Below are 13,696 nucleotides of genomic sequence, written 5' to 3' on the forward strand. Positions count from 1 at the left end.
GTTGGTCCCACCCCTTCCCATCCCGAACAGGACCGTGAAACAACTTTGCGCCGATGATAGTGCTGCAACCAGTGTGAAAGTAGGTTATCGTCAGGCTTGTTATACGCAGTAGAGAAAAACCCCACCGGATTCCGGTGGGGTTTTTTTTCGTCTGGCGCTTTCATATCGTAGAACCACAAACCTCAAAGGCACCGCTGCGCGCTGCCATTCACCGATGTCGCCTTGATTGGCCATCCTTTTCTCACCGCTTCCCCTGCCGTATCCAGACACTTGCCTGGCACGTTGTGCATGAAATGCAACAGCTTCCATTATTTACATAAGCACTTATATAAATACTGCTACTATCGCTACATGCAACAAGGATGCGGCACCCAACGACGGCAGCTGACCGAATTGCTCGCTGCCGCCGTTCAGCACGGTTTTTGAACAGCGCTCCTTTGGCGGGCGCATGCGCGACACAAGCAAGCAGGTAAAAGCAACTCCCTGAATACTCTCTGAGGAAAGTGACAATGGAAACGACACTGAACATGGCAACCAAGAAATCCCCGCTGGCTCGCCTGACGGCCTATCCCCTGGTGCAGATCGTGCTGGGCATGGTGCTGACTTTTGCCGCCGTGCCGCTGACCATGATCATGGCCTCCAAACTGGTGGACAAGTCCTATCGCATCGTGTGGCCGCAGCTGCTGGCGGCGGTACTGGTATGGTGCGGCTACCGTTTCCATGTCTGCCGCATCGAGAAACGCCAGCCCACTGAACTGGCGCTGCCTGGCATGGCGCGTGAGCTGGGCTGCGGTCTGTTGCTGGGCGCCGCACTGGTCACCCTGACCTTTGCCGTGCTGGCCCTGCTGGGTGTGTATCGCTTCAGCGGCGTCAACCCTCTGAACATGCTGCTGTTGTTCCCGCTGGCCGAACTGCTGCTGGTGGGGATGGCTGAGGAGATGATGTTTCGCGGCGTACTCTTTGGCGTGACGGAACGTGCGCTGGGCAGCAAGCTTGCCATCGCGATTTCATCCCTGGTGTTCAGCCTGGCCCATTTGCCCAATGACGGCTTTTCGGTGCTGGCGATCGCCGGGCTGGTCGCATACGGGGTGCTGCAGGCGGCGCTGTATATGCGGACGCGCCGCTTGTGGATCTGCATCGGCACGCATATCGGCTGGAATTACTGCGTTGGCCAGGTGTTTTCATCGACCGTGTCCGGCCATGCGGAGACCGGCGGCCTGCTGCGCGGCGAATTGGCAGGCAATGCCATGCTGACTGGCGGCGCCTTCGGCGTGGAAGGTTCGCTGGTGACCGTCTTGCTGATCAGCACCGCCGCCGCGTACTGCCTGCGCCAGGTCTTTGCCGGCGGGCAGGCGGTACGGCCGGCGGCGGCACCGGAATAAGTGCGCGGATCTTATTGGCCAGCAACCACCGGCGTCGCGCCACTCCTGGCCACCCACTCGATCAAGGCATCGACAGCGGCGCGGCCGTTGCCGTTACCCACCAGGTCGCTATTGATCATGGCGACCACCACGCACTGCTGGTTGTTGGCGTCGGGCACATAGCCGGCGACGGCCACTACGTTCTTCAACGTTCCCGTCTTGATGCGGGCCCGCGCGGCGGCCGGACTGCCCAGCAGGCGCTTGCGCATGGTGCCATCGAGCGCGACGATAGGCAGGCTGGACTGGAACTCGGGCGCCCACGGGCTTTGCAGCATCGCTTGCAGCACGCCGGCCATTTGCGCTGGCGCAATGCGGCCCGTGCGCGACAAGCCTGAACCGTTATCGACCAGCATGCCTTGCGTCTCGATATTGTGCCGCTGGAACCATTCCTGGATCACTAGCCGCGCGCGGGCAGCCGTGTCTTCCGGCGCCGTCATGGCGACGGGGCGGCTGCCCAGCCAGCCATCGCTTTGCAGGCTGCCCAGGCTCAGGAACAAGGTGCGGGCCAGGGTGTTATCGGAGGTTTTGTTGATATCGCGCAGTACTTCCGGCAAGGCGCGTGCCACATGGTCGGCCAGCATGCGCGTGCCGACCGGTTCGGCCGTCGGCGGCAGCCCCGTAAACGGCGCTTCGCGCACAACGCCCGTGATGGTGCCGCCCAGGCGTTTCCAGGTGGCACGGAACAAGCGGTCCGCGTAATCGTTGCGGTCGAGCACATTGATGCTGGTGCCCTTGTTGCAATTTTGCGGGAACGTGCCGTGCAGTATCACCTGCAGCTTGCCGCCGGCATCGCGCCGGTATTCGGGCGGGCGCCAGCTGTCTTCCCATCTGGCGCAACTGCCCTTGACCAGTTTCATGTCGCTCGTGATGCTGACGTTTTCCAAGGGCGGCTGCATCAGGATGGTCAATTGCCGCTCCGTCGAACTCATGTCGATATCGAGCAGATTGGTGTTCAGCAATAAGGCATCGGGAATGACGTTGTAGCGGAACTCGGCCGACTCGTCGAAGGGCGCGGCGCCGATATCGGGCCGGGCCGGCTGGAACAGCTGGCGGTCGAGGATCAGATCGCCCTTGATTTTCACGATGCCCTGGTTGCGCAGGGTTTGCAGCATGTGCGCGAGCACGTCGGCATTGAAATCCGTGTCGGCGCCGCCGCGCAGGATGAGATCACCCTTCAGCACGCCATTGATGACGTCGGCGCTGGTGCGCAGCTCCGTACGGCCGCGGAAGATGGGGCCCAGCTGTTCCAGGCCCACGGCCGTCGTCACCAGCTTCATGGTGGATGCCGGCTGCATGCTGCGCTCGGCCCCATGCGACAGCACGGTGGTGTTGCCGCGCAAGACGATGGCGCCCATGGCGTCTTCCGGGATATTCGCGCTGCGCAGCAGCAGGCTGACGGATTCGGGCAATTGCGCTTGCGCATTGGACAGGCCGAGGCCGGCCAGCAGGGCGGCGATGATGACGGGACGGAACATGGCTCTCCTTAGTGGAAAAAGACGTAGGCGACGAAGACGGCGGTGATCACGCCGGCCAGGTCGGCGATCAGGCCGGCCGTGATGGCATAGCGCGTCTTGCGGATGCCCACCGAACCGAAGTACAGGGCCACGATATAGAACGTGGTGTCGGCCGAGCCCTGGAAGACGCAAGCCAGGCGGCCGACGAAGGAGTCGACGCCGTAAGTGTTCATGGCGTCGATCATCATGGCTTTCGAGCCGGAGCCGCTAAGCGGCTTCATCATGGCCGTGGGCAGGGCGGGCACGAAGTCCGTATTGATGCCCAGGTTGGCGAAGAACCAGTTCATGCCGCTCATCAGGAAATTGAATACGCCGGCGTTGCGGATCACGCTGATGGCCACCAGCATGCCGACCAGGTAGGGAATCACGGTGATCGACGTCTGGATGCCGCCTTTCGCCCCTTCTATGAAGGCGTCATACACGTTCACCTTCTTGCGCAGGGCGCCGATGATGAAAATGGCGATGACGCTGATCAACACCAGGTTGCTGACCACTTTGGAGACCAGTTCGATTTCCTGTTTCGTCAGGTACTGGGTGAAGTACCAGATCATGGCGACGATGGCGCTCGTCATGCCGCCCATCCAGCCCAGCACGACCCGGTTGAGCAAGTTGATGCGCTGCTTGATGGAGACGGTGATGATGCCGACCATGGTGGCTACATAGGTGGCGATCATGCAGGGAATAAAGATGTCGGACGGGTCGGCCGCGCCGAGGATAGAGCGCTGCGCCATGATGGCCAGCGGAATCAGGGTCAGGCCCGAGGTGTGCAGCACCAAAAACATGATTTGCGCATTCGTCGCCTCTTCCTTGTTGGGATTCAAGGTTTGCAGGCTTTCCATGGCCTTCAAGCCGAATGGCGTGGCCGCATTGTCCAGGCCCAGCAGGTTGGCCGAGAAATTCATCACCATGTGGCCCGTGGCCGGATGGTCCTTGGGAATTTCCGGGAAGATCCGAGAAAAGAAGGGCGCGATCACTTTCGCCAGCCAGCCGACGATGCCGGCCTTCTCGCCGATGTTCATGATGCCCAGCCATAAGGTCATCACGCCCGCCAGCGGCAGGGCGATATCCATCACGCCCATGCGCGCCGTCTCGAACGTGCCGTCGATGATGCGCTTGAAGATATCGGTATCGCCGAGAAACAGCCACTGCAGCACTGCGGCCAGGAAGCCAACGAGGAAAAAGCCGGACCAGATGTAATTAAGTGCCATATGCGATCAGTTCTGTGTGTCGGGGAGGTGAAAAATATCTGCAAGCAAAGTATAGAGGTAGCCCGATACGAGTTGATGAAAGAATGCAGCAATCGCATGCCAAAAAGTTATAAGCTGGCAGTCTGTTTTCATTGGCGCCCCGTAGCTTGCCCGCGTAGTGTGGGGGATGCCTGTCGCTTGTCGCTGTTCTTTACCCTTGTCTGCACTGGATCACTGATGATGTTGTTACGCAAAACCGCCTGCGCCGCCGGCCTGGCCCTGTTGACGCTATTTGCCGCGCCTGCCCATGCCGCCATCGATGCCGGCGCCACGGCTGCCCGCGCGGGCAAGACCTTGCACCTGTTCCTCAGCACCAGCGAGACGGGCCTGGATCCGGCCGTGGCCTCGGACCTGGCCAGCCTGAATTTGCTGGAAAACATCTTCGATCCGCTGTTGCGCTACGACTACCTGGCGCGCCCTGTGAAACTGCAGGGCAATACGGCGCGCGGCTTGCCGCAGGTCGAGGATGGCGGCCGCACGTACATTTTCCAGATCCAGCCCGGCGTGTATTTCACGCCCGACCCCGCCTTCAAGGGCCAGCCGCGCGAGGTGACGGCGCAGGATTATGTGTACAGCCTGACGCGGCTGTATGACCCCAGCCTGAAGTCGCCGTGGCTGTTTTTGCTGGAAGACAAGCTGGTCGGCGATGCGGCCCTGAAAACCAAGTTCAGCTATGACACGCCGATCGCCGGCTTGCAGGCGCTCGACAAATACACCCTGCGCATCCGCCTCAACGCCGTCGATCCGAACTTCCTGTTTTACCTGGCCATGCCGGCTACCGGCGTGGTGGCGCGCGAAGTGGCCGAGGCGTATCCGGCGCCGGGGCAGATCGGCAACCATCCCGTGGGCACGGGACCGTTCCTGGTCAAGCAGTGGAAGCGCAGCGACAAGATCGTGCTGCAGGCCAACCCTACTTTCCGTCCTACCGTGTTCCATACGGACGCCGCCGCGCTGGCCGCCATGCCGGCCGCCGAACGGGCCGTCGCCACGTCGCTGGAAGGCAAGCAGTTGCCGCTGGTCGAGCGCATCGAGGTGCGCATCGTCGAGGAATATCAATCGCGCATGCTGGGTTTCCTGAAAGGCGAATTCGATTACCTGGAACAAGTACCGGAGTCGATGACGGACATGGTGCTGGCCAATGGCGCGCTGAAGCCGGAACTGGCCGCCAAAGGCATCGCGCTCGAGCGCTTCCCCGTGCTGCAGACGTATTACATGTGGATGAATATGGACGACCCCGTGCTGGGCGGTACGACCAAGGACAAGCTGGCCCTGCGCCGCGCCATCGCCCTCAGCTATAACGGCCGCGAAGATATTGCCTTGCTGAAAAAGGGCCTGGCCTTGCCGGCGCAATCGCCGCTGCCGCCCAACGTGCTCGGTTACGACAAGAGCTACCGCAGCCCCGTCGGCTACGACCCCGTGCTGGCGCGCGCCTTGCTGGACCGCTTCGGCTACAAGGTGGGGGCCGATGGCTTCCGCACCCAGCCGGACGGCACGCCCCTGATCCTGACCATGCATACGGAGCCGAGCACGGTGGGGCGCTTGCGCGATGAATTGTGGCGCCGCAACCTGAACGCCATCGGCGTGCGCGTGGAATTTAAAAGCGACAAGAAGACGGAAATCATCAAGGCGTCGCGCCTGGGCAAGGTGCAGATGTTCGAGACCAACTGGATCGCCGACTTTCCCGATGGTGATAACTTTATGCAATTGTTGTACGGTCCCAACAGTGGTCGCGCCAACTATGCCCGCTTCAACTTGCCCGATTACAATAAACGCTATGAGGAGGCGCGCCTGCTATCCGATACGCCGCGCCGACGCAGTCTGTACTTCGACCTGTTTCAGCTGATCCATGCCTATACGCCATGGGTGTTGCTGACACATCCCATCTCTGCCGACCTGCGGCAACCGTGGCTAAAAAACTACAGGCGCCACCCTGTGGAATTCACGTCCTGGCGCTACCTGGACGTCGATACAGCCAAGGGCAGCCCCGCAGGCAAGTGACCATGTCGCTGAAAAGGGCATTCATTCCAAAAAGTTATGGTTAGGAAAGCATTTTTCATTGGCTGGCCGCGGATGCATCGCGCTACTCTGAAAATGAAAACAAATAAAGTAATGCGCTGGCGCCATAAAAAAATGTACTGCGAGACAGACGCCGCGACCTTACAAAACAGCCTGACTTGAGAATTCAAGTTTCGATTGCCCAAATAAAGGAGAGACCCGTGAAATTGAAGAAGCTAGCGCAATTGGTGGCATTGATGGGGGTGGTGGGGCCGGTAGTGGCACAGGAAGCGGCGCCGCCAGCGATGCAACGGGTCGAAGTCACGGGCAGCAGCATCAAGCGGGTGGCCAAGGAAGGCGCGCTGCCGGTGCAAGTCATCACGTTTGACCAGATCGAAAAGCAGGGTATCACGACGGCCGAGCAACTGGTGCGCACCCTGTCGGCGAATGGCACGGGCGCCGATAACATGACGTCCGGCAATAACGTGTTTGGTGCCGATGCCGACCGGGTCAGTGGCGGCGCCTCGTTCGCCTCGCTGCGCGGCCTGGGCCCATCGAGCACCCTGGTGCTGTTGAATGGCCGCCGCATCGCCACGCACGGCGCCAGCGGCAAGTCGGTCGACTTGAACTCGATCCCGCTGGGCGCGATTTCACGCGTGGAAATCCTCAAGGATGGCGCCTCGGCCATCTACGGCACGGACGCCATCGGCGGCGTGATCAATTTCATTCTGAAAACCAATTACAACGGCGTGGAAGCGTCCGTTTCCACCAACGACACGCAGGCAGGCGGCGGCGCCACGCGCCGCGCCTCCCTCCTGGCCGGCATGGGCTCGCTGGAAGAAGACCGCTACAACATCATGGCCAGTTTGACGGTCGACAAGGCGCAGCAGCTCAATGGCCGTGACCGTTCCTTCGTCAACGGCTACCAGCCTGGCCGTGGCCTGTCGCCCGATACCACGGGCACGCCGTTTGCCAACCAGCTGACGGGCGCCGGCACGGCGCTGGGCACGTCGTTCCAGCTGCCGGGCGATCCGAACAAATATTTGCAAGCCAATCCGCTGAGTTTCCAGGGCAAGTGCGACAGCATCGCCGGCATGTCGGAATACCAGACGGAGCTGTGGAAAGACGTGACGTCGCCGCTGCGCACCAAGTATTCGTGTGCGTACGATTATGGCGCCGACTATGTGCTGCAATTCCCCGTCGAGCGGGCCAATCTGCTGTCGCGCGGCACCTTCCAGCTGGCGCCCGACCACCGCATGTTTGTCGAAGTGCTCGGTTCGCGCACCAAGGCCACGGCTATTTTGACGCCGATGCAGGTGCAGGCGACCATCGCCAACAAGGCCGTGTATCCGGTCGGCGGCGCGTATTACCAGGACTTGTCGGCGTATATCCCCTCGTTCGACAAGACTAAGCCGATTTCCTACAAATGGCGCGCGAATGACGTGGGCAACCGCACCCAGGAAAACACCACCGACAATGCCCGCGTGCTGGTGGGCTTCGAAGGCAACTTCGGCAAGTGGGATTACAAGGCCGGTATTTCGCGGGCCGAAAGCACCACCAAGACCAAGCTGACGGATGGCTATTCCTACACGGACAAGCTGTACGCCGCGCTGGCGACGGGCATCATCAATCCGTGGGTCGGTGCCGGTCAGAGCCAGACGGAGGCGGCCAAGCAATTGATCGAATCGACCAAGTTCCGTGGCGCCTTCCAGCACGGCAAGACGACCCTGACGCAGATCGACGGTTCCGTCTCGGGTGAGCTGTTCCAGCTGCCGGCCGGCGCGCTGGCGATGGCGGCCGGTTTTGATTTCCGCCGCGAGGGCTATAACTTTGCGCAAGACGTCGACGCCACGCAGATTCTGCTGGCGCCAGGCAATGCTGCACTGAAAGATGCCAGCCGTACCGTCAAGGCCGTGTATGCCGAGTTGCTGGTGCCGATCATGAAGGATCTGGAAATGCAGCTGGCCGTGCGCCGCGACGATTACAGCCTGGTGGGCGCGACGACCAATCCGAAGGTGGCCTTCCGCTACCAGCCAGCCGATTTCGTGCTGTTCCGCGGTTCGGCCAGCAAGGGTTTCCTCGCGCCAAGCTTCCAGCAGCTGTACTCGGGGTCGCTGAGCCAGGAATTGCCGAATGGCGTGGTGGATCAGGAAGGCTGCGCCAAGCACCCTGGCGTGCCTGAATATTGCGCCATCGACCGCCTCGATTACAAAACGGGCGGCAACACGAACTTGAAGCCGGAAACGTCGAAGCAGGGCAGCATCGGCTTTGTCATCGAACCGTTCAAGGGCTATTCCGCCTCCGTCGATTACTGGGCCATCAATACCAAGGACCGCATCCTGAACCGCACGCCGCAAATCGTGCTGGCCAACTACCAGGCGCTGAACCAGTACATCATCCGCAATCCGGACGGCACCATCGAGTACGTGCAGGCGGGCTGGATCAATGCCGCAGGCAGCCGCGTGCGTGGTTTCGACGTGGCCTTGCGCGGCGAAGGCAAGATCAAGGATGCGAAATGGACGGCCACCCTGGATGGCACGTATATGGACAGCTTCAAGTTTGCGGAATATCAAGGCCAGGAATACCAGGAGCTGGTCGGCAAGTTCTACACGCGCGACCTGTACCTGCGCTGGAAACACAATGCCAGCTTTGGCGTCTCGCGCGGCGACTGGAGCGGCTTGCTGATCCAGAGTTTTGCTTCCGGCTACAAGGACCAGTTGCCGAATGGCGGCAAGGGTACGCCGCCGCCAGGCTTCAAGTCCGACGTGTCCAGCCACACCACGTATAACCTGTCGGGCACCTACACGGGCTTCAAGAACACCACCTTGACCCTGGGCATCCAGAACCTGTTCGACCGCGATCCGCCGTTCACCGCGCACAACGTGGATGAAGTGGTGGGCGCCGGCTGGGATCCACGCGTGGCCGACCCGCGCGGCCGCGCCTTCACCTTCCAGCTGAAATACAAGTTCATGTAAGGCGGCCATGCCGGCGGCGACCCCGCTGGCGTGCTACTCTCGTGCGGCGGCGCCTGGCGCCGCCGTTTTTATTCCAGGAAAGGGCCGCATGTCCAGTCAGACCAATTTCAGCCGGCGCCGCTTCGGCGGCTTGCTGGCCGCCACCCTGGGGGCGGCAGGCGCACCGGCGTTGGCGGCGGCCGCACAAGGGAAGGAAACCCGCATGCAACAGCAACATCCATTGATCAAGCCGGCGCGCCTGCGCCAGGGCGACCTGGTCGCCATCCTCGCGCCGGGCGGCTTTACCGATGACGAGGCCATCGCCAAGGCCGTGCGCAATATCGAAGCGCTGGGCTTGCGTGCCACCCTGGGCGCCAACATTCTCGCCGTGCACGGCAACTATGCGGGCACGGTGCAACAGCGCCTCGACGACCTGCATGCGGCCTTCGCCGACCCCGAAGTCAAGGCCATCTGGGCCATCCGCGGCGGTTCCGGCTGCATTTCGCTGCTGGCGCTGCTCGACTACGCCTTGATCCGCCGCAACCCGAAAGTGCTGATCGGCTACTCCGACATCACGGCCCTGCACCTGGCCATCGGCCGCCAGACGGGCTTGGTGACTTTCCACGGCCCCGTGGCCTCGTCGACGTTTTCCGACTACACGGTGACGCAGCTGCAAAACGTGCTGATGACGCCGCACGACAGCTACACGATCCCGATGGCGCTGGAGAACCACCGCCGCGCGCAGACGGAGCCGAACTTCGCCATCCGCACCGTGCATGGTGGCCAGGCCACGGGACGCCTGACGGGCGGCAACCTGTGCATGGTCAGCGCGCTGGCCGGCACGCCGTATGCGGCCGATTTCCGCGAGCACATCTTGTTCCTCGAAGAAATCAACGAGGTGCCTTACCGCATCGACCGCATGCTGTGCCAGCTCGACCTGTCCGTCGGTTTTGCCAAGGCGGCGGCCTTGATGCTGGGCATCTTCGAGCATTGCGAGGCGGCCGAGGGCGACACGTCGCTGACGCTCGACGCCACGCTGGATCAGCATCTGCAGCCCCTGGCCGTGCCGGCCGTCAGCGGCTACTCGTTCGGGCATATCCGCCACCAGTTCACGATACCGATGGGCATATTGGCCACGCTCGATGCGGACAGGCAAACCTTGACCTTGCTGGAAGCGGCCGTAAGCTAGTCTGTTCGTTCGCGCACGGCGCAGTGCGAGGATTGTCAGTATGCTAGAGGCATGTGCGGCAAGGCATTCAGCCATGCCGGCATCCTTGAACGGTTTGCCCATGATCAACCGCCGCGCCAGCGCCTATATCTTCAGCCATCCGCTGGCCTTCGTGCTGCAGGTGCTGAAGGCTTTCCGCGCCAACCAGGGCTTGCTGCTGGCGGGCGCCGTCGCGTATTACTCGCTGCTGTCCATCGTGCCCCTGCTGATGCTGGTGGTGGTGGCCCTGTCGCACGTGATCGCGCAAGACGAGCTGTTGCGCACCATCGGCCACTACCTGGAATGGCTGGTGCCAGGGCAATCGAAGGCCATCGTGGCCGAGGTCGCGCATTTCCTCAACAACCGGGGCGTGATCGGCTGGCTGCTGCTGCTGACCATGCTGTTTTTCAGCTCGCTGGCGTTTACCGTGCTGGAAAACGCCATGAGCGTGATCTTCATTCACCGCGTGGCCATCCGCCGCCGCCATTTCCTCATTTCCGCGGTGCTCCCCTACTGCTACATCCTGTGCCTGGGCGTGGGCATCCTGCTGATCACCCTGGTGGCCGGCAGCCTGCAGGTGATGGGCGAGGAAAGCGTGCGCTTTTTGCGCCACGACTGGGGGCTGGAAGGGGTCTCCGGCGTGCTGCTGTATCTGCTGGGGCTGGCGGGCGAAATTCTCGTGCTCAGCTCGATTTACCTCGTCATGCCCGTCGGCCGGCTGTCGATCACGCACGCGCTGATCGGCGGCGTGACGGCGGCCCTGCTGTGGGAAATCGCCCGCCACGTGCTGGTCTGGTATTTTTCCACCCTGTCGCAGGTCAACGTCGTGTATGGCTCGATGACGACGGCCATCGTCGTCATGTTCAGCCTGGAAATCGGCGCCACCCTGTTGCTGCTGGGAGCACAGGTCATCTCCGAATACGAAAGGGTGGCCCGTGGCGGGCAAGAGGATAAGCCGCTGGCGCTAAGGACTTGATTTAAAAAGATTATTGCAGTGCACAAAAAGCTGTGTTATACTACGTTCAGTGATTGAGGTTTGGCAACAAATTATCTCACCATCCAGTTTCAGCGCGGCGACCGACAGGTGTAATGTCGATGGCGTGACAGTGTGAAGAAATGGATTTTGTAATTCCGGATACGATGGTCGCTACACCTTGGAGTCACCATGCAGATAGCATGGGAGTCCGAAAATCAGGAGGCACTTTGCAGATAGCACTGGCGTCCATGACACGATTAAAGCATTGGTAATACATTGGAACAAGCCCGCGTTTTAGCGGGCTTTTTTTCGTCTGTGGCTGGCGCGTTGAGCAACCCACTGCGCAGCCCGCTCTCGACTCGGCGTTACTCGCCGTACTTCAGTACGGCTGCGTTACTCAAGCCGATATCGAGCTTGCTCGCTACGGTTGCTCAAGGCGCCGAGACTTTTACCGCTTCACGCGCCTTCTTTCCTTGCTTATAAAGCTCTGGCGATGAGTATCTTCTGGATATCGCTGGTGCCCTCGTAAATCTGGCACACGCGCACGTCGCGGTAGATGCGCTCGACGGGGAAGTCGGACACATAACCGTAGCCGCCGTGCACCTGGATGGCGTCCGAACACACTTTTTCCGCCATTTCCGAGGCAAACAGCTTGGCCATGGCCGCTTCCTTCAGGCACGGCAAGCCCGCATCCTTCATGGCCGCCGCGTGGCGTATGAGTTGCCGCGCCGCTTCGATCTGCGTGGCCATGTCGGCCAGGCGGAATTGCACGGCCTGGTGTTCATAGATGGGTTTGCCGAAACTTTCCCGTTCGCGCGCATAGCTTAGTGCCGCTTCGTACGCGGCGCGCGCCATGCCCACGGCTTGCGAAGCGATGCCGATGCGTCCGCCTTCGAGGCCGGACAGGGCGATCTTGTAGCCTTGTCCTTCTTCGCCGATCAGGTTTTCCGCCGGGATGCGGCAGTTGTCGAACAGGATTTGCGCCGTGTCCGACGAATGCTGGCCCATCTTCTGTTCCAGCCCCGCCACGATGTAGCCCGGCGTGTTCGTCGGCACCCAGAAGGCGCTGATGCCGCGCTTGCCGGCCGCCTTGTCGGTGACGGCCATGACGATGGCCACGTCCGCATATTTTCCGCTGGTAATGAACTGTTTCGTGCCGTTGAGTACGTATTCATTGCCGTCGCGCGTGGCCGTCGTGCGCAGGGCCGAGGCGTCGCTGCCCGTGTGCGGTTCCGTCAGGCAAAACGCCCCGAGCATGGTGCCTTGCGCCAGCGGGCGCAGCCATTGTTCCTGTTGCGCATCGTTGGCGTACATCATGGCGATGCTGCAGACGGGGCAATTGTTGACGGAGATGATCGTCGACGTACCGCCATCGCCGGCGGCGATTTCTTCCAGCACCAGGGCCAGCGACACGTAGTCGAGGCCGGCGCCACCGAGCGCTTCCGGCACGGCTACGCCAAAGGCGCCCAGCGCGGCCAGTTCCTGCAATTCTTCCTTCGGGAAATGATGTTCCTTGTCCCAGCGGGCCGCGTTGGGCGCCAGGCGCTCGCGCGAAAAACTGCGCAGCGCTTCCTGGATCATCGATTGTTCTTCATTGAGTATCATGGGACGTCGTCTCGTTTGTTTTTATAGGTGTGGTGGAATTACCAGGCTATGGGCTTGCCATCGTAATTGCGGAACACGGCCTTGTCCGTGGCCGGCAGGCTGGCCAGGGTGGCGCGGATGCCGGCAGCGCTTTCTTCCGGCGAAAGGTCGGCGCCGGCGCCGCCCATGTCCGTGCGCACCCAGCCCGGATGGAAGGCCACGCAGCTGACGCCTTGCGGGCCATGCACGAGGGCCGTGTCGATCAGCACGGAATTGAGGGCCGCCTTGCTGGCGCGGTACAGCGAACCGCTGGGATTGCCGCGTTCGCTCAGGGAACCCATGTGCGAGGACAGCACGGCCAGCTTGCCTTGGGCATTGGCCACCAGCGGCGCCAGGATGGGCAGCAGCCGCATGGCGGCCAGCACGTTCGTGTGCATGACCGTATCGAAATCTTCCTGCGCGGGAAAACCGTCGTGGCGCGGGCCATACACGCCCGCATTGAGGATGGCCACGTCGAGCTTTTCATCGTCGAGTTTCCAGCCCAGGCCGGCACAGCCTTCCACATCCGTCACGTCGAGCTGGTGCGCTTCGGCGCCCAGTTGCCGGAGAGCCTCGCAAGCGTCGGGTGTGCGGGCGGTGGCGATGACACGCCAGCCATCGTGACGGTATTGACGGACCATTTCGTGGCCGATGCCGCGCGAGGCGCCGATGATCAATGCGGTAGGCATATTTTTCTCCCTGAAAATAAAATGAAAGGCGCGCACCGTGAACCGCAGTGCGCGCCCGTGCTCAGGAATA

At 61.6% G+C, this 13,696-nt stretch carries 9 protein-coding genes; 5 read left to right on the forward strand and 4 right to left on the reverse strand.

All coding sequences use genetic code 11. The features are described 5' to 3' along the window. Positions 1-509 precede the first annotated feature (509 nt). Positions 510-1,382 (forward strand): type II CAAX endopeptidase family protein, encoded by an 873-nt coding sequence (locus tag O0880_RS26950; protein WP_289889520.1) that lies wholly within the window; start codon positions 510-512, stop codon positions 1,380-1,382. Positions 1,383-1,393: 11 nt separating this feature from the next. Here O0880_RS26950 and dacB read toward each other — a convergent pair whose 3' ends face one another. Together dacB and O0880_RS26960 are read right to left on the reverse strand one after the other, a co-directional pair. Continuing rightward, a complete protein-coding gene (gene dacB / locus O0880_RS26955; protein ID WP_289889521.1) occupies positions 1,394-2,896 on the reverse strand; it encodes a D-alanyl-D-alanine carboxypeptidase/D-alanyl-D-alanine-endopeptidase in 1,503 nt (500 codons plus the stop codon). A gap of 8 nt (positions 2,897-2,904) precedes the next feature. After that, positions 2,905-4,143 (reverse strand): nucleoside recognition domain-containing protein, encoded by a 1,239-nt coding sequence (locus O0880_RS26960; protein WP_034753725.1) that lies wholly within the window; start codon positions 4,141-4,143, stop codon positions 2,905-2,907. A 216-nt stretch (positions 4,144-4,359) separates the two neighbouring features. Between O0880_RS26960 and O0880_RS26965 the strand changes: the two genes are divergently transcribed. The 4 genes from O0880_RS26965 (at position 4,360) to O0880_RS26980 (ending at position 11,314) form a co-directional block, all read left to right on the forward strand. Then, the gene (locus O0880_RS26965) at positions 4,360-6,180 is read left to right on the forward strand and encodes an ABC transporter substrate-binding protein (RefSeq protein WP_289889522.1); all 1,821 of its coding nucleotides are present in this window, start codon (positions 4,360-4,362) and stop codon (positions 6,178-6,180) included. A gap of 218 nt (positions 6,181-6,398) precedes the next feature. Beyond that, positions 6,399-9,152 carry a TonB-dependent receptor gene (locus tag O0880_RS26970; RefSeq protein WP_289889523.1) on the forward strand — a complete coding sequence of 918 codons (2,754 nt, stop codon included), beginning with the start codon at positions 6,399-6,401 and terminating at the stop codon, positions 9,150-9,152. 88 nt (positions 9,153-9,240) lie between these two features. Beyond that, positions 9,241-10,320, forward strand: coding sequence for an LD-carboxypeptidase (locus O0880_RS26975; RefSeq protein ID WP_289889524.1), 1,080 nt, complete (start codon positions 9,241-9,243; stop codon positions 10,318-10,320). A 73-nt stretch (positions 10,321-10,393) separates the two neighbouring features. Next, positions 10,394-11,314, forward strand: a complete 921-nt coding sequence (locus tag O0880_RS26980; protein ID WP_289889525.1) for a YihY/virulence factor BrkB family protein — start codon at positions 10,394-10,396, stop codon at positions 11,312-11,314. A 477-nt stretch (positions 11,315-11,791) separates the two neighbouring features. On the opposite strand, the gene O0880_RS26985 is transcribed toward O0880_RS26980, so the two are convergent. Next, complete coding sequence (locus O0880_RS26985) at positions 11,792-12,919, reverse strand: acyl-CoA dehydrogenase family protein (protein WP_289889526.1); 1,128 nt, start codon at positions 12,917-12,919, stop codon at positions 11,792-11,794. A 38-nt stretch (positions 12,920-12,957) separates the two neighbouring features. After that, positions 12,958-13,626, reverse strand: a complete 669-nt coding sequence (locus tag O0880_RS26990; RefSeq protein ID WP_289889527.1) for an SDR family oxidoreductase — start codon at positions 13,624-13,626, stop codon at positions 12,958-12,960. Between the last annotated feature and the right edge of the window lie 70 nt (positions 13,627-13,696).

This window comes from Janthinobacterium sp. SUN118 (genome assembly GCF_030397695.1).
Taxonomy (GTDB): Bacteria; Pseudomonadota; Gammaproteobacteria; order Burkholderiales; family Burkholderiaceae_D; genus Janthinobacterium.

Coding starts and splice junctions, on each gene's coding strand:
- O0880_RS26950 (WP_289889520.1), top strand. CDS start 510: ATGGAAACGACACTGAACATGGCAACCAAGAAATCCCCGCTGGCTCGC.
- O0880_RS26960 (WP_034753725.1), bottom strand. CDS start 4,143: ATGGCACTTAATTACATCTGGTCCGGCTTTTTCCTCGTTGGCTTCCTG.
- O0880_RS26980 (WP_289889525.1), top strand. CDS start 10,394: ATGCCGGCATCCTTGAACGGTTTGCCCATGATCAACCGCCGCGCCAGC.
- O0880_RS26990 (WP_289889527.1), bottom strand. CDS start 13,626: ATGCCTACCGCATTGATCATCGGCGCCTCGCGCGGCATCGGCCACGAA.
- O0880_RS26975 (WP_289889524.1), top strand. CDS start 9,241: ATGTCCAGTCAGACCAATTTCAGCCGGCGCCGCTTCGGCGGCTTGCTG.
- O0880_RS26965 (WP_289889522.1), top strand. CDS start 4,360: ATGATGTTGTTACGCAAAACCGCCTGCGCCGCCGGCCTGGCCCTGTTG.
- dacB (WP_289889521.1), bottom strand. CDS start 2,896: ATGTTCCGTCCCGTCATCATCGCCGCCCTGCTGGCCGGCCTCGGCCTG.
- O0880_RS26985 (WP_289889526.1), bottom strand. CDS start 12,919: ATGATACTCAATGAAGAACAATCGATGATCCAGGAAGCGCTGCGCAGT.